The organism is Lentzea californiensis (genome assembly GCF_024648825.1).
GTDB classification, from domain to species: domain Bacteria; phylum Actinomycetota; class Actinomycetes; order Mycobacteriales; family Pseudonocardiaceae; genus Lentzea; species Lentzea californiensis.
The window spans coordinates 120,953-143,977 of sequence record NZ_JANBBE010000010.1; the positions used below are offsets into that span (position 1 = coordinate 120,953).

Genomic DNA, 23,025 nt, shown 5'->3' on the forward strand with positions numbered 1-23,025 from the left:
ATCATGCCGCCGTCCACCGACCCGTGACAGGGACGTACGGGTGAGCGCCACCTGGCGGCCGACACCTCGGGGTCGAGCAGGGCGAGTGCCCCGATGGTGGCGCCTTCGACAGGACGGGAACGCTGGTGATAGCCGCGGCCATTCAGGCCGCCGACGAGACCCACTACGAGGTCGAGAAGGCGGATCTGGCATGGAGGCCTTGTCGGCGTGGTGGCGGCCGAAACCGGTGTGCCGGAGCACCGGATCGAACCCGAACGACCGTTTTCGGACATCGGCCTGGACTCGGTCATGGGCATCGCCATTCGGGATCTCAGCGCGATGGCGGCGCGTTGAGTTCCTGGCCACGAGGTCGTTCCTGGGCAGGAGCTCCCACGGAATCCCGGTGTGCCCGTTGGCGACGCTCTGATCAACGCCGACGGCGGGCGATTCGTCTCGCTGACGTCGGCTCGTGTGGTGACACCCGGCAATTCAGTCCATGGGCTGTCGCCGTGAATTCGTCAGGTGGCGAGCCTCCGGTGTGAAGTCCGTGGCGGTGGCACCGGTCCGTCTCGGTAGGTAGCTGGCTCCGTGTCGCCCCAGATCGGGTGTGGAGTTTCCACTATTGCTTCAGTGCAGACCGAAGGCAAAGTTTCCGCGCAGTGGGCGGCGAGTGGGTCACACGTCCATATAGTGTGCCGAAAGGCCTGCTGAGCAGCAGTTTCCACGTCGTCGACAGCATCCTCGGGGCGCGGTCGAAGCGCGGGGACGGCTCCTCGCCGCAGGACCGAAGCTTCGTGTGGCTGACGGTGGAACGTCTTTTCGATGGCAGGTGGGCGTACCCCGGACATCGAATCGAATTGAGACGGTGGGCGCCGATGATTTGGCTTTATTACTCGAGATCGGTGGACTCGTGGCGCTTCGTTGACATCGTTCTGGCGGCTCGGCCATCATGGGAAAACCACGCAAGATCAATGTGGAGGGTAGTTCCAGGTCACGCCCGGCCCAGGTGCTCGCCAATTGAGATAATTGCGCCTCGTCTCGATTTCTTCGTCGGGTGGTGGAGAGTTTCAAGACAACGATGACATGGGTCGTTGCCGGTCCGGACAACACGCATAGGAGAGTTCGGCGTGTCTCAAAGGAATCTGGAAGACAACCTCGATCGCTCACGCTTGCCCGGCATCAGGGTGGTCGCACCACCGCACGGTCGGGAGGCCGAGCTGCGCGTGGTCGAGGACGTGATCTCCACGATCGAGGCAGGCGCGCAGGCCAACGTCGTCGTGCTGCAGTCCGATCAGGGTTCCGGGAAGACGTGGTTGCTGGAGAGGGCCGCGGCGCTGGCGGCGCGGCGTGGGTTCGCCGTTGTGGACGGCATGTCGCCGTCCGTCGCCACCGGCCGGCCCGTCTCGCTGGTCGGCGGTCGCACCGCGCGGGGCGAGGATGACCGCATCGCCGTGCTCGCGGCCGGGTGTGAGGCGCAGGTCTGCGGTCGTCTGCGGAACGAGCCCGTGCTGGTGGTCCTGGACGACGTGCACTGGGTGGAACCGGCGTTGTTGCACGCGATCGGCCTGGTGATGGCCAAGCTCGGTGCGGCACCCGTGCTGTGGATGTTCGCGCTGGACACGGCGCACGCGGAGTCGGCGAACGGCCAGCTGCTGCACTCGCTGGTCCGCCGGCAGCGCGTGCAGCGGCTCGGCCCGCTGGAGCCGTTGTCCGGCGCCGCCGTGGTCAGCCTGGTCCAGGGCCTGACCGGGGCCACGCCCGATCCGGACGTCATCGCGTTGTGCGAGAGCGTGGGCGGCGAACCCCAGTCCGTCGTGGACCTCGTGCTCGCCCTGCGGCAGGAGCAGTCCCTCGTCATCAGCGGCGGTGTGGTCGAGCTCGCGGACGGGGCGTTGACGACGGACGTGCCGTCGAGGGTCGAGGCCGAACCCGGTGCACGGCTGCCGGCGGCCTTCGTGCGCATGGTCCGTTCCCGGCTGGGGCGGCTGTCGCTGCGGTGCCGGGAGGTGTTGCAGGTCGCGGCGGTGCTCGGCGACAGGTTCCCCCCGCAGGACCTCGCCGAGATGCTGGAGGAACGGACTTCGCACCTGCTGGGGCCCTTGCAGGAGGCCATTCGCGCCGGCGTGATCGACAGTGACGGGGACGAGTTCACCTTCCACCGCGAACCCGTGTGGCTGGTCGTCCTCGGCACCGTGCCCGCGTTGTTGCGCTCGTTGCTGCACCGGCAGGCGGCCACGATGCTGGTCGAGCAGGGACGTGCCGACGCCGCCGCCGTGCACGTGGTCCACTTCGTGAAGCCGGGCGACGAGGACGCACTCCGGATCATCCGCGACGCCGCGGTCGGACTGCTTCCCACGGCACCGCGGACCGCCGCCGCGCTCGCGATCCGCGGCCTGGAGATCGCGCCGCCCGGCAGCGACGACCGGCTGGTGCTGGCGACCTCTGCCGTCGCCGCGCTGGTGCGGATGGGCGACCTCGGTGCCGCGGTGGACCTCGCGACGGAACAGCTCGGCACGTGCGGCGAGAGCGCGTCCTCCTCGCTGCGGACCTGGCTCGCGACGGCGTTGATGCTGCGCGGTGACGAGTCGGCGGCGCAGGGCGTGCTCGCCGGCGGGGGAGACACCCGCGATCCGTTGCCGGACCTCTTGCTGCTCAACACCTTCTCCGGTGAGGAACGGCGTGAGGTCGTCGCGATGGCGGAGCGGGTGCTGGCCGAACCCGGCTCCCACAGCGACGCGGTGCGTGCGGCCGCGCTCACCGTTCGCGCGCGGGTGAGGTGGCGCGAGGGCGAGTTGAGCGAGGCGCTGGCGACCGCGGAGGAGGCCATCGCGGTGCAACCGGGCCTGCCCGAGGTCTGCCAGGTGGATCCGCTGTGGATGCGGGCGTGGATGCTCACGAGGGTGCGCAGGCTCGACGACGCCTTCGAGACGGCGGAGCAGGCGCGTCGAGTGATCGACGAGCACAACCTGGGTGTGCTCGTGTCCCTCCCGCTGGCCCTGCGGGCGGAGGTGCGTCTGGTCCAGGGTGATCTGGCCGCCGCGGAGGCCGACGCGACAGCGGGTCTGCGGGCGGCGGAACGAGCCGGCACGTCCGTGTACGAACCGCAGTTGCGGGCGGTGCTGGTGATGGTGTCGCTGCGGCGAGGTGATCTGGCGGTCGCGGCGCGGCACCTGCGCTGCCTGGAGGACCGTGTACCCGGTGGGCCGCCGGTTCTGTTGCGGTGCCTGCTGTCCGCGCTGCTCACCGCCGCCGGGCGCGGAGTGCGCGAGGCGATGGAGGAGCTGCGAGAGGTGGTCGGGGACGCGGGCTCACGTCGGCGGCTCGTCCTGGAGGACCCGTCGTCGACGTCGTGGGTGGTGCGCACGGCGCTGGGCGCGGGGGAGGTCGACCACGCCGAGCTGGTGGTCGTGACGGCCGAGGAGATCGCCGCGGGCAACCCCGGGCACTCCGCGTTCGCCGCGGCGGCACGGCACGGCCGGGCGCTGCTCGAGGACGACGTCACGGGCCTCGCCGGCCTGGAGGACCTCTACGGCGACGACGTCTGGGCAGCGGCGTCGCTGGTCGAGGACAGGGGGTCGATGCTGCGCGCCGACGACCGCGATCGAGCCATGTCGGAACTCGACCAGGCGATGGAGCGCTACGACGACCTGGGCGCGGCGTGGGACGCGGCAAGGGTGCGGCGCAAGCTCCGCCGGCTGGGGGTGCGGCGGCGGCACTGGAACCACGAGACCCGTCCCGACTCCGGCTGGGAGAGCCTCACCACCGCTGAGGGGAAGGTCGCGGCACTCGTCGCGCAGGGCATGACCAACCAGCAGGTGGCCACGGGGTTGTTCGTCTCCCCGCACACCGTCGGGTTCCACCTCCGGCAGATCTACCGCAAACTGGGCATCAGGTCACGCGTCGACCTGGCCCGCATCGCTCCGTGAGCCGTCATCCCGACCTGGTCACGACGACACTGTGCGGACCGTGGAAGACGATGTCGTGCGGGAACTTCACGCTGTCCACCACGTAGTCGCCCAGCACCGGGAGGAGCGCGCCGAGCCCGATCTCCAGCTCGGCGCGAGCCAGCGCGGCGCCGAGGCAGTAGTGGATGCCGAGGCCGAAGCCCGTGTTGCGGCCACCGGCACGACGCAGGTCGAGCGAATCCGGTGCGGCGAACCGGGCGGGGTCGCGGTTCGCCGCACCGAGCATCACCATCACCTTGCTGCCGGCGGGAATCGTCACGCCCGCGACGTCGGCGTCGCGGTGCGCCCAGCGTCCGACGGCCTGCACGGGCGGGTCGAAGCGCACCAGTTCCTCGACGGCCGCGGCGGTGACGCCGCGGCGCAGCTCCGCCCGCGCCTCGGGCCGCGACGCCAGTGCCAGCACCGACTTGCTCAGCACGTTGGTCGTCGTCTCGTGCCCGGCGGTCATCAGGTGCACGCAGGTACCGACGATCTCGTCCGGCGACACCGGTTCGCCGCGGGTCTGGGCCGACACCATCAGCGACACCAGGTCGTCACCGGGCTCGGACCGCAGCGTCCGCATCAGCGCGAGGAAGTAGTCCCGCAGCTCCTGCGCGGCACGGTCGGCGACGGCGTGCGCGTCCGGGTTCGCCGCCGCCCTGACGCTGCTCGCCTCCTGCAGGTCGACCGCTCTGTCCCGCAGCCACCCCGCGTCCTCGCGCGGTACGCCGAGCAGTTCGGAGATGACCAGGATCGGCAGGGGCGCGGAGAACCTCTCCACCAGGTCGAACGTCACCGGCAGGTCGGTGAGCAGGGTTCGGGCGATCTCGGCGATCCGCGGACGGAGGTTCGTTACCACGGCGGGTGAGAACTCCTTGTTCAGCACCGATCGCAGCTCGGTGTGCCGTGGTGGGTCGAGGAAGACCAGCCAGTTCTCCACGAGCGTGCGCAATGCCGATGGCACCGACACGGGGCTCCCGCCGCCCGCCGGCGAGCGGCGGCCGAAGGCGGAACCGGTCAGCACCTCGACCGCGGCGTCGTGGCCGAACACGTACCAGGTGCCGTCGGCGCGGTGCAGGGGACCGTTCGCCAGGTAGCGGGCGAACACCGGGAAGGGGTTGTGCAGGTCCTCGTCCGTCCAGTTCTTCAGGGAGAACGGCTTCACCGCGCACCTCCGCGCACGGTGTCCGCGATCGTCCCGGCGTCCGCGGGCAGCTCGGTTCCCCGCCAGGCCACGTGCCCGTCCGGCCGCACCAGGACGAACGGCCGTTCATAGGCGTGCGCGATCTCCGGCGAGTCCAGGCACTCCGCGCGGAACGGAATCCCCCGCGACTCGAACGCCTTGGCGAACGACGCCAGGCGTGCGGAGTTCTCGAAGTGCACCAGCACGAACCCGTCTCCGAAGAGGTCCAATGTGGACACGCCGTCCTTCACCCACGCGTGCGGTGCGCGGGACCCCGGCCGGGTGTTCGGCCTGCGGTCCTGCAGGTTCTCCGCCGTCGGGTCGTCGACGACCAGCGCCGATCCGGCATAGGTGAAACCGAGGTGGATCTCCGGCGCGTCGAACTCGCGGGCCACCCCGCCGCGCTGGAGCCCTTCGCTGATCTTCGACCGCATCGCCGCGCCCTGCTCGGTGTCGTCGTTCAGGAACGGCGGCACCTCGCGGCGCATCGCCCGTTCCAGGTTGCGGTTGGCCTCCTCCAGGCCCTCGAACGCGACCGGCTGACGCTCCCGCGTGTAGCTGTCGAGCAGGTCCGGGCCCGCCCACCCGCGCAGCTCGGCCGCGAGCTTCCAGCCGAGGTCCGCGGCGCCGCAGATGCCGGTGTTCATGCCGAACCCACCCGACGGCGACAGCGTGTGCGCGGCGTCTCCGACGAGGAAGACCCGGCCGGAGCGGAAGTCCTCGGCGACCCGGTGCACCAGGTGCCACTCGTTGTCGGACACCACCTCCACCGGCGTGTCGAACGCGATCGCCTTGCGCACCAAGGTCTCGGCCTCCTGCAACGACTCGGGTGAGCCCTGCAGCCCGACCGTCATCCGGTACAGCTCCCGGCCGTCCAGCGCGCGGACCGGGAAGCGCAGTGCGGAGGAGATCATGAGGTAGTAGAAGTTGGCGACCTGGTCGCCGAGCCGCTCGCGCAGTTCGGGCGCGCGGAACAGGACGTTGCGGAAGACCAGCGCGTCGTGGACGGCGGGAGCCGCGATGCCGAGGTGCTTGCGGATCGGCGAGCTCGCGCCGTCGCAGGCGATCAGGTACTGCGCGTGCACCTCGGTGCCGTCGCTCAGCACCGCGTGAACGCCGGTGTCGTCCTGCGTGAACGACTCCAGGCGCGTGCTCATCCGCACCGGTCCGTCCGGGTGGACGCCCAGAGCCCCGCGCAGCAGCGGACCGAGCCAGTGCTGCGGGCAGATCGCGTCCGGTTCCGGGGTGTGCCGGAAGTCCGGCCTGGTGCCCATCGTGTGGCGGGGGAGGCGGAAGAGCTCGTGTCCGCCGATCCTGGTGGTCCACACGCAGTCGAGCGGGTGGTCCTCGGGCCAGCCGGAGTGGCGGACGGCGTCCGCGACACCCCAGCGGCGGAAGAACTCCATGGACCGGGGGCCGATGCTGGACACCTTGGGATGACCGACCGTGCCGTCGCCGGCCTCGACCAGGACGAAGCCGACGCCACGCGAACGCAGTTCCAGCGCGGTGGCCATGCCGGTCGGCCCGCCGCCGACGATGATCACTTCGGTCTCGAGCACGTCGTTCTCCACTGGGTTCATGCCGCGCCACCCCTCATGCGCCGGTACCCGGTCGCCACGAGCGGGCGTTCGGCCGGAGCGGCGGCGTGGACGTCCTGGGCCGCCGCGAGGCCGGACTCGATCGCGCCCTCGATCCACGCCGGGTAGGTCGAGCAGTGCTCGCCGGCGAAGAACAACGTGCCCTGCGGCTTGGCCGCCAGCGCACGTTCCTCCTCGGCCGTCGCGGCGTCCTTGCTCCACCGCACCGACGCGGCCCCCATGCTGGAGAAGTCCTCGCCCCAGGCCTGGGTCACCACGTCGAGCACCATTCCCGGCCTCTTCAGCTCGGGGTGGATCCTGCTGAGCTCGTCGAGCACGACGCGTTCCCGCTCCTGCGGCGAGAACCGCGTCAGCGCGTCCGAGTCCGGCCCGATCGTGTAGCTCGCGAGGAGGGCCGCGCCGAGCCGTGGGTCGCTCTCGACCGGCGGGTAGTAGGTCTGGCGCACCAGGCCGCCGGTGAACGAGCCGCCGCCGCTGATGCCGTCGCCCTCCCAGAACGCGTCCTGGCAGTGCACCGCGATCTTGGTGGCGGGCCAGTACTGCATGTCGTGCACGGTCGCGACCTTGTCGTCGTCCAGTCCGCTGAGGTTCATCCGCCGCACGACCGAGAACGGCACGGTGCACAGCACGTAGTCGCAGTGGCTCGCGACGACGTCCAGGCCGCGCCGCGTCTCGACCACCACGCCGTCGGGCCGTACGTGCAGCCCGATGACCTGGCGGCCGCGGTGGACCGGGCCGCGCAGGCTTCCGGCCAGCCTGACGGTGATCTGGTCCATCCCGCCTTCGAGCCGGAACAGCGCCGACGACGTCTCGACGGTGATGTCGTCGAAGAAGTGCGCGAGACGGCTGCGCCCGGCGAACTTCGGGTTGCCCGCGAAGAACCGGTTGACGTCGAGCCTTTCGACGCCGCCGGTGCTCACGAAGAACGGCCGCACGTCGATGCCGTCGAGCAGGTCGAGCAGTTCCAGGTTCAGGTCGCTGTGCAGGTTCGTGCGGAACGCGCCGGGCGCCACGGCGTTCACGCTCGCGGTCAGCCAGGTCGCCGCGAGCACGGACTCCTCGCGGTACTCGCCGGGAGGCAGGCCGCGGCGGAACTCCTCGACGAGCACCGAGGTCGCGTCGCGCACCCGCAGGTGCCCGGTGCAGGTCTCCAGGTAGCTGGAGTCGTCGGAGAACAGCGTGCGGAACTGCCGCACCCTGTCGCTCAGCCCCAGCAGGTCGATCCACTGCATGGTTCGGTGGTGCGAGGCGGGGATGCGCATGGCGCCGAGCTCGGCGAGCGGGCCCCTGCCGACGAACGAGTGCGTGCGCACCCGGCCACCGACCTCCAGCCGCGCCTCCAGCACCTCGACGCTGTGGCCGAGGCGTTCCAGCTCGTGCGCCGCCACCAGGCCCGCGACGCCCGCGCCGAGGACGGTCACCCGCTTCGGGCGTTGCGGCCAGTGTTGTCCGCCCGAGAGGACGTTCGTGTGCACCGGACTCATGAACGGAATCGTGCCGCCGCGGCCCTGCGCCCACATCCCCCGCAACACCTGTGGCACAGGTGGTTCCGCGTGCCCAACCCACTCGCCGGAGCAGTTCACACCGCGCGACAGAACGGTTTCCGGCGGCCAGGGGGCTCCCGTGCCATCCACGCAGGACACTGGCGCCACACTCTTCCGAGGAGGCCCGTCATGCCAGTGCCCACCGTCGACGTCGTCCCGCGAACGACAACGGTGCGGGGACACGACGGCCTGAAGCTGGCCGCGACCACTGTGGCGCCCGTCGGTGAACCGCGTTGCACGGCCCTGCTGCTGCACGGCGAAGGTGCCGACCGCGACCAGGGCGGGTTCTACACCCGCCTGGCCTCGGAGCTGGCCGGGCACGGCGTGGCCTCCCTGCGCGTCGACCTTCCCGGACACGGTGACAGCGAAGGCGCGCAGGAGGAGCTGAGCCTGTCCGGGCTGCTGAACGTCATCAGCGCGGGGCTGACCCACCTGCGCGAGAACGTGGCACCAGGTCCGGCGGCGCTCGTCGCCACCGGGCTGACCGGCGGTGTCGCCGCCGGCTACGCCGCCCGGCGGGGCGACGAGGTGGCGAACGTCGTGCTGTACAACCCCCTGATCGACTACCAGGAGCACTTCGCCGACTCGAACCCCGCGTGGTCGGGAGGATTCCTCGGCGCGGAGGCCGGCCGCGCGCTGCTCGCCGACGGGTACCTGCGCGTCTCGGACACCTTCGTGGTCGGTCGCGCGATGCTCAACGAGGTCTTCTGGCTGCAGCCGCGCGGGGTGCTGCCGGTGATCACCGCGCCGACCCTCGTCGTGCACCGCGCCGGCCCGTCGGGTGCACCGCTGTCGTCCTCGCGCAGCGCGGTGGAGGCGCTCACGTGCCCGAGCCGCCTGGTGGAGATCGGGCCACCGGTGGAGGCGCACTGGCAGGCCCCGGCGATCCGGGTGACGACGGAGTGGCTCCTCGGCTCACGCTGACACGCAACGAGAACTGGCCCTCTCACCGGTTGTGGTGAGAGGGCCAGTTCTCGTTGCGTGTCAAGCGCTCCGCGGCCAGGACGCGTACCGGCGCAGCCCGTAGAGCAGCGGCTGGGCGGCCGAGCGGTGCACGACCGTGTGGACCTTGCCGAACACCACCACGTGCGTGCCGGTGCGGTGCATGTGGTCCACCACGCAGTCCGCCGCCGCGTGCGCGTCGTCCACCAGGTGCGGCCCGCCGAGGGACGTGGGATGTTCCCACGCCACCTGCCGGAAGCGGTCCGGGTCACCCGACGAGAACAGCTCCGCGGCCGGACGCGCCTCGTGGTGCAACAGGTTCACCGTGAAGGAACCGGTGCGCACCAACGCGTCCAGCGTCGGGCTGCTGTACCGCAGGCACACCAGCAACGTCGGCGGGTCCACCGACACGCTCGACAACGACGACAGCGTCATCCCCCACGGCTCACCGTCCTGACCGAAGGTCGTCACCACGGCGACACCGGTCGGGAAAGCGGCCATGAGCCCGCGGAACTGTTCTGTCACACCAGGACCTCCTGCCGTGCCGCCCCGGCACGCCGGGTGATCACGTCCAGCAGCGGACCCGTGAGCGCGGTTGTCACCAGCGCCATCACCAGCAGCGCGACGAACAGCCCCGGCGTGAGCAGACCGGCGGTGAACGCGATCTGGAGCACCACGATCTCGGTGAGCCCGCGCGTGTTCACGAGCACGCCGATCCGCAGCGACGTGACCGCGTCCTCGCCGCCCCAGCGCGCCCCGGCGTACCCGCCGCCGATCTTGCCGAGGACGCCGAGCGCGAGCGCCAGGGCGACGCCGATCCACGGGAACGCCGACACCCCGCTGGTGGACAGCGTCGTCCCCGCCACCACGAAGAACACCGGCACGAACGCCCTGCCCACCCGGCTGACCAGCGCGACGACCCGCGACCACGCCTCGTCGCGCGGCACCACCACGCCGGCCAGGAACGCGCCGAAGATCGCCGTGAGCCCGAGGGAGTGCACCGCCGTGCCTGCGGCCAGTGCCACCACCGCGAGGACGAGAGCGGTCGTGCGCGGCCTTTCCGCCGCGACGCTCCCGACGCGCTCCGACCCGAGCGCCCGGCGACCGAGCCACGCGATCACCACGCCCACGCCGATGGTCGCGAACGCGAGCCACACGCCACCGAGGCCACCCGCGGCCAGACCCAGCGCCACGGTCAGCAACAGCCAGGCCGGCGTGTCGATCAGCACCGACGCCATCATCGACAGCCCGGAGGCGCGACCCAGGTCGGACCGCTCCTCCAGGATGCGCGCGAGCACGGGCACCGCCGTGACGGACATGGCCACCGCGAGCACCAGCACCAGCGCGGCCGTCGGAGCGGTGCCGCGCACCTCGGCGGGCGCGAGCCAGACGGCCCAGGCGGCGAAGGCGAGACCGGTCAGCAACGGCAGCGCGAAGGCGCCGATCGTGATCCGGCCGAGCGCCTTGCCGCGCCACCCGCCCGTGACGCCGCGGTCGAGGTGGTGCACCACACCGACGAGGAAGAGCACCAGCCCGGCCTCGCCGATCTGTTTGAGCACAGCGGTGACGTCGGCCGGCAGGACCGCGGTGAAGAGGCTCTTGCCGAACGCGGCCAGCAGCACCGGCCCGAGCAGGATGCTCAACGCGATCTCACCGATCACGGTGGGCGTCCGCAGCGCCCGTGCCATCACCCGGCCGAGCGCCGCGACCGCGAAGAACGCGGCCAGGAGCGCGACGAGGTGCATCCCGTTCAGCACCACCGCGCTCACCTCGCGCGGTGCAGCTGGGCGAAGTACTCGTACTGCGTGGGCAGCGTGCGGGCGAGCTCGGCGGCCTGCTCACCCACGAGTTTGAACTCGTGCCGGGCCGGCGCGGCGTCCATCAGTCCGAGCGCGGGCGACGACTTCAGGTCGAGGCCGCCCAGGCCGAGCAGCATGCAGACGTAGGAGTAGGACTCGAACCCGTGGTAGTGCGGGAAAACCGACTCGTTGTCGGGCAGCCGGGTCTGCCAGCGCTCCAGCCGCTCGGCCAGGCCGTCGGGGAGAGGACGGGTCTTGGCGTCCTTCCAGTACTGGTTGTCCTGGCGCTTGGCGGCGTAGTAGTGGACGACGAGGAACTCCCGCACGCCGTCCATCACGTTGTTGACGAGCTTGTTGTAGGCCGTGCGCAGTCCGTCGTCCCAGCGCTCGTCCGGGAAGTGCTTCACCAGCTGCTCGATGGCGTGCTGGATGAAGAAGATGCCGGTCGACTCCAGCGGCTCGACGAAGCCGCTCGACAACCCGACCGCCACGCAGTTGTTCACCCAGTGCCGATTGCTGCGGCCGATGCGCATCTTGATGTGGTTCGCGTCAGCGTGCTCGGCGGCCGGGCCCACGAACGCCCGCAACGTGCGTTCGGCCTCCTCCGGGGAGATGTAGTCGCCGGCGTAGACGTAGCCGGTGCCGATGCGGTCGAACAGCGGGATCGTCCAGATCCAGCCGGCCTCCTGCGCGGTGGCCGTCGTGCACGGCCGCAGTCCCCGGTTCTCCATGTCCTGCGGCACGCGCAACGCCACCGCGCTGTCGTTGGGCAGGGAGTCCTGGTAGGACTGGAACGGCTCGGCGAGCGCCTTGCCCAGCAACAGGCTGCGGAAACCGGTGCAGTCGATGAACAGGTCGCCGGTGAGGTTCCCGCTCTCCCCGGTGACCACGTGGCTGATCCAGCCGCGGTCGTCCAGCGCCACGTCCTGCACGTCGTCGAGGACGTGCTTCACACCCCGCGCGACCGCGTAGTCGCGCAGGTAGTTCGCGACCAGCGTCGCGTCGAAGTGGTAGGCGTAGGGGAACTGGGTGGTCTGCTCGGCCAGCGTCGTGCGGTAGGCGCTGCGCCCGCCCAGGCCGCCCTCGAACAGCTCACCGTTCAGCTGCCGCGGTGACTTCAGGTCGTCGCACAGCGTGCCGACCAGGAAGCAGTCCTTGTCGAACCGGTCGGACCTGGGTTCGCGCAACCACCAGTCCGTCAGGGGGAAGCCGTCGACGACCCGTTGACGCTCGAACGGGTGGTAGAAGTGGTGTCCCGGCTCGCGCCAGTTCTCGAACCGGATGGCGAGCTTGTAGGTGGCGTTGCAGGCGGGCATCCACTCCTTCTCCTCGAGACCGAGGTACTCGAAGAAGTGCCGGACAGTGCTGAACGTCGCCTCGCCGACGCCGATCGAGCCGACGCGCTTCGACTCGACGAGCGTGACGCCGATCCGGTCGCCGAACGCGGCTGTCAGGTAGGACGCGGTCATCCAGCCGGCCGTTCCGCCGCCGACCACCACTACGTTCTTCAACATCTTCGGCCATACCTCCGGTTCGTGGTTACGCGGCTACGGCGTGGATCAGGCTCTGCGGGGACGAGGTCGGCGTGACCTCGGCGCGCCGCAGGCCGGAAGCCCGGAACAGGGCGTCGTACTGGTCGAGGTCGCGCTCGCGGCCCGCGTTGACGGCGAGCATCCCGAGGTCGAGCAGCGGGGCGAACCCCGGTTCTCCCAGCGGTCCCAGCGGCATCTCGACGACGACCACCCGTCCGCCGGGGCGGAGCGCCTTGCGGCAGTTGGTGAGGATCTGCACGCACGACTCGTCTGCCCAGTTGTGCAGCACGGCCTTGAGCAGGAACAGGTCGCCCTCGGGCACCGAGTCGAAGAACGAGCCACCGGTGAACGTGCAGCGGCCTGCCAGACCTGCCTTCTCCGCCTCGGCCACCGCGGTCGCCTCGACGGTCGGGAGGTCGAACACCACGCCCCGCAGATCGGGGTTCGCCTTCAGCAACGGGTGCAGCAGCGCGCCGTTCGCGCCGCCGACGTCCACCGCCGTGGTGAGACCCGTGGTGTCGAGCAGCGCGCCGATCTCGCGCGACAGGCCGTCGGTCAGTTCGGTCATGGAGTTGGAGAACCGCTCCCACTCCTGCGGCTGGGACTGGAAGTACGTCCAGATGTCGCTGCCCAGCGCGGCCTTCGTCTGCGGCTCACCCGTGCGCACCGCGTCCGGGAACCGGCCCCAGGACAGCCAGTGTCCCGGTGAGCCGTGCACGATCGCGATGTCGCGGAACGACCCCGGCGCGCCCTCGCGCAGCGTCTCCAGCAACGGCGTGCTGGCGAACCGGCCTTCGTCGTGGGCCACGAGTCCCTGCGAGGCGCAGGCACGCAGCAGCCGCAGCGTCGTGTCGGCGCCGGCACCCGTCCGTGCCGCGAGTTCCTCCAGGGTCAGCGCGTTCCCGGCGAGGTGGTCGGCGATCCTGAGCTCGGCGACGGCGTGCACGACCTGGGTGATCCAGTACCCCGTGATCATCTGCATCATCCGTGCCTGCGGCGGCATTCCCGGTGCGGTCATCGAACGGTTCCCTCCGGCGCTTTCTCCTGTGTGCGAACGTGTTCCGGCCGGAACCCGAGTCCGATGACGCGGCTCATCAGCCACTGGGCGACGCCCAGCTTCTCGAAGACCTTCGGCGCCGGCGGCTGACCGGACCCGTCGAGCGCCTCGTCGATGCCGAACTTCTGGGTCGCGCGCTGCAAGCCCTGCGACAACGCGACCGCGCGCTTGCGGCGTCGGCGGACCCGCGCCAGCAGTTCGTCGTCGAAGATCCGGCCCTCCTGGGCCCGCAGCAGCTCGGCGGTGAGGATGTTCGAGGTGGCCACGGCGTCCTGCACCGCGAGGTTCACACCGAACCCCGCGACCGGGGACATCGCGTGCGCCGCGTCGCCGATGAACAGCAGGCCCGGCTCGTGCCACCGCTCCAGCCGGTCGATCCGCGCCTCCAACGAACTCAGCTGGTCCAAGGAGGACACCTCGTGCGCCCGGTCGGCGAGGAACGGCACCAGCTCGGAGAGGTCTGCCCGGAACTTGTCGAGCCCCTCGCCCCGCACCTTCTCCATGCCGCCGGTGGACGTCTCGTACGACATCTGCCAGTAGGTGCGGCGGTCGGTCGCGCCGAAGATCTTGCCGTTGCCGATCCGCACGCAGATGCCCTCGTCGGGATCGGTGTCCCTGCGGGAGATCTTGAAGAAGATGACGTCGAGAGACCGGCCGATCAGCGTCGGCACGAACCCCGCGTCCCGCCGGATCACCGAGTGCCGCCCGTCGGCGGCGACCACGAGCGTCGACCGGATCTGCCGCTCGCCCTGCGGCCCGCGCACGCGCAGTCCGGCGACCCGTCCGCCCTCGTCCCGCACGACGCCCAGCGCCTCGGTGTTCATCAGCAGGCGGAAGCCGGGATACCTCTTCGCCTCCGCGGTGATGAGGTCGAGGAAGTCCCACTGCGGCACGAACGCCATGTACGGGTAGCGGACTTTCAACCGGCGGAAGTCGGCGATGTCGATCCGCCTGCCTTCCTGCACGACGCCGATCGTGCTGACCTTCTGGTGGGGGAGCGCGTGGAACTTCTCGATGAGCCCGAGCTCGTCGAGGATCTGCAGGGTCGCCGGGTGCACGGTGTCGCCGCGGAAGTCGCGGCGGAAGTCGGCGTGCTTCTCCAGCACCACGACGTCCACCCCGGAACGCGCCAGCAGCAGCCCGAGCACGGCACCGGCCGGGCCGCCGCCCGCGATGCACACTGTCGTCTTCTCAGTCATCAGAGGTCTTTCAGGTCCATGGTGCGCAACGAGTCACCGATGAAGGCCAGCAGGTCGCCCACGGTCGGGGTGAGGCCCAAGCCGACGCACTTGCGGGCCAGATCAGCCACCTCGTCGAACTCGCGGGCCATCCACTCGACCGCGACGTCGGGCCGGGAGATGTACTCCGGGCCGGAGTCGAGCTCGAACGACGGGCCCGCGGTGCGGCCGGGCCGTCCGGACGGCAGCGTGACGATCAGCTCGCCGAGCGGCCGCAGCACTCCGGTCATGACGTCCAGCGACCAGTTCATCAACCGGCTGCGGCGCAACGACTTGTCGGGGCTGTAGCCGAAGTGCTGCACCATCAGCTGCATCGCCATGAAGTACGAGCGGTTGAACGCCTTCATGGCGATCCGGGCCGGTTCGTGCGTCACGTGGTCCATCGCGGCGTTGCCCGGCTTGAGCGTCGGGTTGCGCATGACCGGGTAGGCGGGGTTCCACGGGATCCTGCGGTCGTTCGGGCCCTTCGCCCGTTCGGCGATGAGCATCTCGGAGATGCGCAGGAACGTGTCGAAGTGCGACTCCTCCTCCGGCAGCGTCGAGGGGATCTGGCCGCCCTCGCCGTGCTCGGTGACGAAGTCGATGGCGAACACCGCGCTCGCCACGTCGTCGACCTCGAGCTGGTAGTCGGGGTGCACGGCGTTGACGGACTCGCGCATGAACAGGTGGTGGGCGCCACCGCCGCGGCCCTTCTTCACCAGGAACACGCCCGGCACGGCCTGAACGCCCTCGCGGATCGCCGCGTACAGCTCGCTCAGCGACCCGTACTGGTACGGCTCTCCGTCCGCGCGCAGGACCGTGGAGTCGTTGCCCTCGATCTCCTCGATCAGGTCGTGCGGTTGTTCCAGCGCCACGAACCGTTGCACGCTCGCCAGGTTCAGCGCCTCGAGCGAGAACTCCAGTGGGACGCAGGTGGTGCTGTTGAACGTGCCGAAGTCGAGCTTGGGCAGGTGGAACGGCCGGCCCATCGCCATCAGGATGTTGTTGATCGCGAGGAAGTGCATCATCTCCTCGCGGGCGACGGACATCAGGCTGCCGCGGATGCCGTTGCTCCAGGTCTCGGTGCCCTCACCGCACGCCGTGAGCAGCTGCTCCTCGGTCCACTCGCCGCGCTGGACGAGCTTCCTGCCGGCGCCGTGGGTCGGCACGCTGTAGGCCGCGTACAGGTACTGCACCATGGTGGCCAGCTCGATCGCCGCTGCCTGGTAGAGCGCGTGCAGCAGCTGGTCCTTCGTCGTGATCGTGCCGAGTTTTCGTTGCTGTGGAACGAAAGTCGGCGGAGTCTGCCGCTGGGCGTCGTCGGCGAGCAGGTAGCGCAGCAACATCCGGATCTGCGGTGCGCTCATGTCGCGCGTCGGGGGCATGTAGAACGTCCTGCCCTTGTGCTCGGGCGCGGACACGTGCCAGATGAGGCGGGCGTAAGGCTCGACCTTGAACTCGTCGGCGAGGCTCAGCACCTCGGACCGCATGAACGAGTACTGGAGTTCGTAGTAGGCGAGCGCTTCGCGGTACACCGTGCTGAACGTGATGTCCTCGTCCGGCAGGTCGTCGAGGTGCCAGTGGTTCGGCAGCACCCGCACCGCGATGGAGCCGACCGCCGACCAGTAGCCCTGCTCGTCGTCGTTGTCGTAGCGCTCGGCCGCCGTGGTGCCCCGCGGTTCCGGCGTGGGCTCCGGCCGGAGCAGGACCCTCGTCGCGCCGCCCCGCACACCCTTGAGCGTGATGGCGCCGCGGCCGTGCTCGTCGGTCGAGAGCACCTGTTCTGCCTGGTAGCCGGCTTGTCCGGTGGGCAGGAACGCGACGAGCTGAGCGCTGTCGCGGTCGCCTGCGAGTGGCAGAGCGGCGGGGTTCACGTACTGCCGGACGTGGACCTGGTCGACCCGCGCGGGGACACCGCGCAGGTAGGAGCGGACGGGGATCTCGACGGCGTGGTCCTCGCCGGTCCTGGTGTTCTCGTGCTCCAGGAACAACGCGGCCTCGTCGGACTCGACGACGATCTCCTCCTCGCGCGACAGCACGGTTCCTTCGCCGTCGGTGATCACCAGCGCCTCGGCCGGGTTGCCGGTCGCACCGTCCACCCGTGCCGCCACGACGACGCCCGACGTGCGCGAGTCCGTTGTGGACGGAATGGTCGCGAGCAGCGTGCCGCAGGCCGTGCGCACCTCCAGGTCGGTGTCCGGATGCGCGGTGACGAGGTTCGCGGTGATGTGGTCGTCGCTGACGTGCACGGAGAGGTTGTGCAACGCGGAACGCGTGGTGCGCGGTGTGAGCAGCCGCCCGGCCGGGTAGCTGCGCAGCTCGTCGCGGTACCAGGCCGCGACGGTCCCGCGCAGCTGCCAGACGTCGGGCTGGCCCTCGCCCGTGTGCTTCTGATCGCTGAGCGCGAACTGGACCACCAGGCCGTCCGCGTCGTTCTCGACCACCTCGCGCAGCCGTGTGAGCACGGGGGAGTCCGCGACACCGCTGAGCCAGTGCAGCCCCTCGGCCTTGTCGACGGCGAACTGGTGCAGCACGGTGTGGAACTGGTTCCAGCGAGGCGGGCACATGCCGTTGACGTCACCGGTGACGAGGTAGGGCACGTCGTGCGAGCGGCCCGACCTGCCGAGCGCGAGCTGGCCGACCATCAGCGTCGTGGTCCAGTTGGAGGCCGGGTCGACGTCGAACACGCGCGACCGGTTGGCGGTGCCCGCGGTGTAGTCGCAGAAGTGGCCCCAGAGATCGAGCTGCCGTCCCGTCACCAGGTCGTCGGAGCGCACCTCGCCCGGAGCGAGTTCGGTGGCCACGACCTTCGCGTCGACCCAGAAGTGGCCGTTGCCCTCGAAGTTGTGGCCCTTGGCGTCCGCGAGGAAGTCGTAGTACTCCTGGACGGGGCGGTCGGTGTCGAACACGCCCTGGTCGTCGGTGGCCTGGTTGGTCTCGAGGTCGAGCCAGCCCGCGCGCGGCCCGGTGGGCAGGCGGGTGATGGCCGTGCCCGCGAAGTGCAGGCGGGGGAGGTGGAAGACGCTCATGCGTTGTCCCAGACGGCCGCGCTCATCGTGGGGATGAGGTCCCTGGTGATCCGCACGCCGGGCAGCGCCCGCTCGTACTGGGACCGGAACTCCGAGTCGGTGAGGGGCATCGCGGCGGCGCTCATCTCGAGCCAGCGCGGGTGCAGCATCATCCGGATCGAGTCGCACGCGGCCTCGACGTCGCGGGAGACGTCGTAGATGATCTTGCCGGTCTGGAACGCGTAAGCGCTCTGCTCGGCGGGGGCCGCCGCGTCGTCGGGCTGCGTCACGTCGACGACCACCAGCCTGCCGCCGGGAGCGACGAGGGCGCGCAGCACGGGCAGCACCTCGTCCGCGGGTCCCATGTGGAACACGGCGTTGACCGACATCACGAGGTCGAAGCGGCCGTCCCGCTCGGGCGTCAGGTCGACGGCGTCGCGGCACTCGTACCGCACCGGCACCCGCGTCCGCTTCGTGGCCGCGATGTCGAGCATCTTCCGCGACACGTCGACGCCGACCACGTCGTCGTACCGCTCGGCGAGCATGCCGCAGTTGTTGCCACTGCCGCAGCCGGCGTCCAGTGCGCGGGAACCGGCGGGCAACTGCTCGACGAGCCACGACCGCACCGGACTCGTGGCGGCGTCGCGGATGAGCGTGAAGCGCTCGTACAGTTCGGCCAGGTCGTCGAAAAACGCTTCCGGTGCGGTACTCATCGAGGTCCCTCGGCTTCCGGCAGTCCGACCATGTGATCGCTTCCACCATCGGGTGTCCGGCCGCCGCGGAGATAGGACGGCGCCGAGAACCTGCGCGGTCGCGCGGGGTGATCGTCCGATCACGCTCCACGTCGGGCGATGTGGTGGCTCGCCGCACGTCGCGATACTGCGTTCGCACACTCGCCGACGTGAATGAGGGAGCCGATGCGCGACGAACGCGACTGCGACGTCCTGGTGGTGGGTGCGGGGCCGACCGGCCTGTGCACCGCGCTGATGCTCACGCAACACGGAGTGCGCGTGCGGATCGTCGACTCCAAGTCCGGTCCCGTCGAACAGGCACGCGCCGCCATCGTGCACGCCCGCACGCTGGAGCTCTTCGACCGGCTCGGCGTCGCGGAGGCCGCGGTCGCACGAGGCCTGCCGATCACCGACGTCGCCATCCACGAGGCCGGCCGGCACGTGGGGGACATGCCACTCGCGGGAGAGGGCACCGGCGACCGGACGCGTTTCCCCTACGCCCTCGCGCTCGAACAGTTCGAGACCGAGCGGGTGCTGGTGGAGGCTTTGAAAGAACACCACGTCGAGGTCGAGTGGAACACCGCGGTCGTGGAGCTGGCCGACACCGGCGCGCTCGTCGGCGTCACCACCGCGGAGGGCCGGTCGATCACCGCGCGCTGGCTGGTCGGCGCCGACGGGGCGAGCAGCGCGGTGCGCGGGTTCGTCGGCCAGTCGTTCGACGGTGAGACCTACGACCAGGCGGGCATGCTGGCGGACGTCACCCTGGACGTCGACCTCGGCGTGCGCGGTATGCGTCTCAACCTGACCCGCGGCGGGTTCGTCGGAATCCTGCCGCTGGCGTCCGGCCGCTGCCGGCTCTTCGGCGTGGTGCCGAGGGAACTGGAGCAGGCACCGTCCCAGAAGAACCCGTCGCACGAGGCCTACGCACCCTTGGCGCCCGCTGACCTGCAGAAGTGGTTCGACGGCTACTTCAAGGTGGATGCCCGGTTGGAGGAGGTCGTCTGGGCGTCGATGTTCCGCTTCCACAGCCGGATCGCCTCGCGGTTCCGCGTGGGCAACGTCTTCCTCGCGGGCGACGCCGCACACATCCACAACCCGGCCGGCGGCCAGGGTCTCAACCTCGGCGTCGGTGACGCGGTCAACCTCGCCTGGAAACTGGCGCAGGTGGTGAACGGCGAAGCGCCCGAGCGGCTGCTCGACACCTACGAGTCAGAACGCCGCCCGATCGCCCGCACCGTGCTCAAGCGCACCGACCTGGGCTTCAAGCTGGAGACCGGGAACAGCGCCGTGGCGGTCTGGATGCGCGCTCACGTCGCGACCCGCGTCGTCGGTGCGGTGTCCCGGCTCGCCCCGATCCGCCGGATGTTCTTCCACATGTTCTCCCAGCTGTGGATCAGGTACCGCAACTCGCCCGCGGTCGGCCCCGGCACCGGTCCGCTCAGGCCGGGTGACCGGGCGCCGTACGCCGAGATCAGGCCGACCCGCGACGGCGCGAGCAGCGTGCTGGACCTGACCCACGGCTCCGGCTACCACGTCCTGCTGTTCAAAGCCCAGTCGCTCGACACCGACCGGCTCGCCGCGAGCCTCGACGACCGCTACACCGTGGCGATCACCACCCACGTGATCCCACCGGAAGAGGAAGCCGCCCACCGCGCGTACCAGGTGAGCGGTCCGCTGCTGGTGCTGGTCCGCCCGGACGGCCACGTCGCCGCGGTGGCGGAACCCGGGTCGCCGGGCGTCACCGACTTCCTGGACACCGTCCTGACCCGCGTGAAGGCACCCGCCTGAGTTCCACCCAGCGTCACCACCACGGGGACGCCGATCCCATACCGCACGACCCAGTGGGTTCGTTTCCCGGCTGTGTTCCCCGATCTCGCGGATCTCCACACTGGACCCATGACGCAGACAGGTCAGACCGACGAGTCCCGCGGGTTCGAGGACCCGGAGTACTGGAACTTCATGTACGACGAGGGAACCGCTCCGTGGCTCATCGGCGGGCCACAACCCGCGATCGTCGAACTGGAGGCCGCCGGTCTCGTCCGCGGCCGGGTCCTCGAACCCGGCTGCGGCTCCGGTGAGCACACCATCCTGTTCACCAGGCTGGGCTACGAGTCCCTCGGAGTCGACCTGTCGCCGAGCGCCATCGACTACGCCCGCCGCACCGCCACCGAACGAGGCGTGCCCGCGGCCCGCTTCGAGGTGGCCAACATGCTCCACCCGGAACACCACCCGTTCCTCGCGGGCGGCTTCGACACCGTCGTCGACGTGGCCCTCTTCCACGGCTTCGGCGCCTACGGGGATCCCGGCGCGGCCAAGGCCTACGCCGACGTCCTGCACGCGCTGACCAACCCCGGAGCGCTGGTGCACATCCTCGCCCACTCCGACGCGGCACCGGGCCTGAGCTCCAGCATCAGCGACGACGTCATCCGCGAGACCTTCACCGGCGGCTGGGAGGTCGAGAGCATCGAAGCAGCCCACTACCAGGGTTTCATCACCGAGCAGATCTCCGAGGTGGCCGTCCAGCGAGGACTGCCCGCCCACGGCGAGGTACAGCTCGCGGCGTGGCTGGGCCGGGTTCGCCGGCTCTGAGGCCTCGCTGCGTTTCGGCGCCGCGGGAGAACGCGGCCGAGGCGCTGCCGTGGCGTGGCAGTTGCTGCGTCCGCAGGGCGGGTACCAAGCCGGAACACGCCTTTCTGATGCGTCGGACGCGACGACATCCTCCCGCAGCCCCGAGCTGCGGCGTGTCCTGAGGCCTGATCGCGAGTGGTCAGCGGCATTCGCTGACCACTCGCGGTACTCCTCCAGATCTGGACAGCCGCACACAGAGAGTGATTGGATCAATGCGCATGGTTTTACAACGTTGTAACCCTGCGGATTGGACGAGACGTGACGTCAAAGATCGTCTTAGCGGCCTTGGCCCTCTCACTGCTCGGCAGCGTGCCCGCTGTGGCCTCGTCCGCGGCGGCCGTGCCGGACTTCTCGACAGCGGAGGCCGGCAACCCGTTCGTGGACGGGTGGTACGCCGACCCGGATGTCGCGGTCTACGACAACAAGTACTGGGTCTTTCCCACGTCGTCGCGACCGTACGACCAGCAGACGTACCTCGACGCCTTCTCCTCGACCGACCTCGTCAACTGGACCAAGCACCCCAACGTCCTCACCATCGCGAACGTCTCCTGGGCACGCCGAGCCGTCTGGGCACCCGCTCCCGTGCAGCGAAACGGCAAGTACCACCTGTACTTCGGCGCGAACGACATCCAGAGCAACTCCGAACTGGGCGGCATCGGCGTCGCGGTCGCCGACCGGCCGGAGGGCCCGTACCGGGACGCGATCGGCAAGCCGTTGATCAGCCAGTTCGTCAACGGAGCACAGCCCATCGACCAGGACGTGTTCATCGACACCGATGGCCAGGCGTACATGTACTACGGCGGCTGGGGACACGCCAACGTGGTCAAGCTCAACGCGGACATGACCAGCCTCGCCAAGTTCGCCGACGGCAGCACGTACAAGGAGATCACCCCGGCGAACTTCACCGAGGGTTCGCAGATGTTCAAGCGGAACGGCAAGTACTACTTCATGTGGTCCGAGGACGGCTGGACCGGACCGAACTACGCCGTGTCGTACGCGATCTCCGACTCCCCGACCGGACCGTTCACCAAGATCAGCCGCGTGCTGAGCCAGGACGCCGCCGTGGCAAGGGGTTCCGGCCACAACTCGGTGATCAACGTGCCCGGCACGGACATCTGGTACATCGTCTACCACCGGCGCCCGCTGAGCCTCTCGGGCGCCAACGACCGGCAGGTCGCCTACGACCGGATGACCTTCAACGCCGACGGCACCATCCAGCCGGTGACCATGCGCGTCAAGGACAACTTCGACGACAACAACGCCATCGGCTGGACCACGCACGGCGGCACCTGGACAGCGACCAGGGGCCGGTACGAGACCGGGACCTCGTTCGGCGGGAAGTCGTTGCTGGACACGAACTTCTCGAACTTCGTGCAGGACGCCGACATCATCCCGAAGTCCGCCACCGGCGACAGCGGGGTCGTGTTCCGCGTGACGCAGGCGACCACCGGGACGGACGCCTACCGCGGCTACTACGCCGGGATCACCGGCAGCGGACGGGTCCTGCTCGGCAAGGCCGACAACAACTGGACGCAACTCGCGTCAGCCGCCGTGACCGTCCGGCCGAACACCCGGCACCACCTGAGGGTGGAGGCGATCGGCTCCACCATCAAGGTGTACGTCGGCGACATGGCCACGCCGAAGATCTCCGTCACCGACACCAGCTTCTCCAGTGGTGCCAACGGTGTGCGCGTCTTCAACACAGCTGCGGGCTTCGACAACTTCGCGGTCGCGCACCGGTGATGCCCACCTGGGGTCGGTGCGGGGCAACTTCGCCGCCAGAACCTTGAAGTACGGCGGGGACGACCAAGCCTGGTGATCGCCGATGACGTACAGGCGGCGCTTGGGCCCGGCTGACCGCGA

At 70.0% G+C, this 23,025-nt stretch carries 16 protein-coding genes; 6 read left to right on the forward strand and 10 right to left on the reverse strand.

Going from position 1 to position 23,025, the window contains the following annotated elements; genetic code table 11:
- Positions 1 to 207 precede the first annotated feature (207 nt).
- Both LX88_RS30910 and LX88_RS44420 read left to right on the forward strand, forming a co-directional pair.
- Positions 208 to 333 carry an acyl carrier protein gene (locus LX88_RS30910; protein WP_258951301.1) on the forward strand — a complete coding sequence of 42 codons (126 nt, stop codon included), beginning with the start codon at positions 208 to 210 and terminating at the stop codon, positions 331 to 333.
- 773 nt (positions 334 to 1,106) lie between these two features.
- Positions 1,107 to 3,905, forward strand: coding sequence for a helix-turn-helix transcriptional regulator (locus LX88_RS44420; RefSeq protein WP_258951302.1), 2,799 nt, complete (start codon positions 1,107 to 1,109; stop codon positions 3,903 to 3,905).
- A gap of 4 nt (positions 3,906 to 3,909) precedes the next feature.
- Here LX88_RS44420 and LX88_RS30920 read toward each other — a convergent pair whose 3' ends face one another.
- From LX88_RS30920 to LX88_RS30930, 3 genes are read right to left on the reverse strand one after another with little or no spacing between them, the layout of a single operon-like run.
- On the reverse strand, positions 3,910 to 5,088 hold the full coding sequence (locus tag LX88_RS30920) for a cytochrome P450 (protein ID WP_258951303.1): 1,179 nt from the start codon (positions 5,086 to 5,088) through the stop codon (positions 3,910 to 3,912).
- A complete protein-coding gene (locus LX88_RS30925; protein ID WP_258951304.1) occupies positions 5,085 to 6,686 on the reverse strand; it encodes an FAD-dependent monooxygenase in 1,602 nt (533 codons plus the stop codon). The genes LX88_RS30920 and LX88_RS30925 overlap by 4 nt, the downstream gene beginning before the upstream one ends.
- Positions 6,683 to 8,188 carry a flavin monoamine oxidase family protein gene (locus tag LX88_RS30930; protein WP_258951305.1) on the reverse strand — a complete coding sequence of 502 codons (1,506 nt, stop codon included), beginning with the start codon at positions 8,186 to 8,188 and terminating at the stop codon, positions 6,683 to 6,685. Before LX88_RS30930 ends, LX88_RS30925 begins: the two co-directional genes overlap by 4 nt.
- A gap of 189 nt (positions 8,189 to 8,377) precedes the next feature.
- On the opposite strand from LX88_RS30930, the gene LX88_RS30935 reads away from it, so the two are divergent.
- Positions 8,378 to 9,172, forward strand: a complete 795-nt coding sequence (locus tag LX88_RS30935; RefSeq protein WP_258951306.1) for an alpha/beta hydrolase — start codon at positions 8,378 to 8,380, stop codon at positions 9,170 to 9,172.
- Positions 9,173 to 9,232: 60 nt separating this feature from the next.
- On the opposite strand, the gene LX88_RS30940 is transcribed toward LX88_RS30935, so the two are convergent.
- From LX88_RS30940 to LX88_RS30970, 7 genes are read right to left on the reverse strand one after another with little or no spacing between them, the layout of a single operon-like run.
- Positions 9,233 to 9,715: a flavin reductase family protein gene (locus LX88_RS30940; RefSeq protein WP_258951307.1), complete on the reverse strand. Its 483-nt coding sequence runs from the start codon at positions 9,713 to 9,715 to the stop codon at positions 9,233 to 9,235.
- Entirely contained in the window at positions 9,712 to 10,950 is a 1,239-nt protein-coding gene (locus LX88_RS30945; protein WP_258951308.1) for a cation:proton antiporter, read from the reverse strand. Before LX88_RS30945 ends, LX88_RS30940 begins: the two co-directional genes overlap by 4 nt.
- Positions 10,951 to 10,955: 5 nt before the next feature.
- Positions 10,956 to 12,503 (reverse strand): tryptophan halogenase family protein, encoded by a 1,548-nt coding sequence (locus tag LX88_RS30950; protein WP_258951309.1) that lies wholly within the window; start codon positions 12,501 to 12,503, stop codon positions 10,956 to 10,958.
- Positions 12,504 to 12,528: 25 nt separating this feature from the next.
- Complete coding sequence (locus LX88_RS30955) at positions 12,529 to 13,539, reverse strand: methyltransferase (protein ID WP_258951310.1); 1,011 nt, start codon at positions 13,537 to 13,539, stop codon at positions 12,529 to 12,531.
- On the reverse strand, positions 13,536 to 14,777 hold the full coding sequence (locus tag LX88_RS30960; RefSeq protein WP_258951311.1) for an FAD-dependent oxidoreductase: 1,242 nt from the start codon (positions 14,775 to 14,777) through the stop codon (positions 13,536 to 13,538). Before LX88_RS30960 ends, LX88_RS30955 begins: the two co-directional genes overlap by 4 nt.
- Complete coding sequence (locus LX88_RS30965; RefSeq protein WP_258951312.1) at positions 14,777 to 17,824, reverse strand: ferritin-like domain-containing protein; 3,048 nt, start codon at positions 17,822 to 17,824, stop codon at positions 14,777 to 14,779. Before LX88_RS30965 ends, LX88_RS30960 begins: the two co-directional genes overlap by 1 nt.
- Complete coding sequence (locus tag LX88_RS30970) at positions 17,821 to 18,516, reverse strand: class I SAM-dependent methyltransferase (protein ID WP_258951313.1); 696 nt, start codon at positions 18,514 to 18,516, stop codon at positions 17,821 to 17,823. Before LX88_RS30970 ends, LX88_RS30965 begins: the two co-directional genes overlap by 4 nt.
- 204 nt (positions 18,517 to 18,720) lie before the next feature.
- On the opposite strand from LX88_RS30970, the gene LX88_RS30975 reads away from it, so the two are divergent.
- From LX88_RS30975 to LX88_RS30985, 3 genes are all read left to right on the forward strand, one after another.
- Entirely contained in the window at positions 18,721 to 20,322 is a 1,602-nt protein-coding gene (locus LX88_RS30975; protein WP_258951314.1) for an FAD-dependent monooxygenase, read from the forward strand.
- A gap of 108 nt (positions 20,323 to 20,430) precedes the next feature.
- Entirely contained in the window at positions 20,431 to 21,123 is a 693-nt protein-coding gene (locus tag LX88_RS30980) for a class I SAM-dependent methyltransferase (RefSeq protein ID WP_090062894.1), read from the forward strand.
- 297 nt (positions 21,124 to 21,420) lie between these two features.
- Positions 21,421 to 22,905: a family 43 glycosylhydrolase gene (locus tag LX88_RS30985; RefSeq protein WP_258951315.1), complete on the forward strand. Its 1,485-nt coding sequence runs from the start codon at positions 21,421 to 21,423 to the stop codon at positions 22,903 to 22,905.
- Positions 22,906 to 23,025 lie beyond the last annotated feature (120 nt).

Excerpts from the sequence above, each read along its gene's own strand:
- LX88_RS30925 (WP_258951304.1), bottom strand. The coding sequence starts at position 6,686 with ATGAACCCAGTGGAGAACGACGTGCTCGAGACCGAAGTGATCATCGTC.
- LX88_RS30930 (WP_258951305.1), bottom strand. The coding sequence starts at position 8,188 with ATGAGTCCGGTGCACACGAACGTCCTCTCGGGCGGACAACACTGGCCG.
- LX88_RS30935 (WP_258951306.1), top strand. The coding sequence starts at position 8,378 with ATGCCAGTGCCCACCGTCGACGTCGTCCCGCGAACGACAACGGTGCGG.
- LX88_RS30950 (WP_258951309.1), bottom strand. The coding sequence starts at position 12,503 with ATGTTGAAGAACGTAGTGGTGGTCGGCGGCGGAACGGCCGGCTGGATG.
- LX88_RS30955 (WP_258951310.1), bottom strand. The coding sequence starts at position 13,539 with ATGACCGCACCGGGAATGCCGCCGCAGGCACGGATGATGCAGATGATC.
- LX88_RS30960 (WP_258951311.1), bottom strand. The coding sequence starts at position 14,777 with ATGACTGAGAAGACGACAGTGTGCATCGCGGGCGGCGGCCCGGCCGGT.
- LX88_RS30965 (WP_258951312.1), bottom strand. The coding sequence starts at position 17,824 with ATGAGCGTCTTCCACCTCCCCCGCCTGCACTTCGCGGGCACGGCCATC.
- LX88_RS30970 (WP_258951313.1), bottom strand. The coding sequence starts at position 18,516 with ATGAGTACCGCACCGGAAGCGTTTTTCGACGACCTGGCCGAACTGTAC.
- LX88_RS30975 (WP_258951314.1), top strand. The coding sequence starts at position 18,721 with ATGCGCGACGAACGCGACTGCGACGTCCTGGTGGTGGGTGCGGGGCCG.
- LX88_RS30980 (WP_090062894.1), top strand. The coding sequence starts at position 20,431 with ATGACGCAGACAGGTCAGACCGACGAGTCCCGCGGGTTCGAGGACCCG.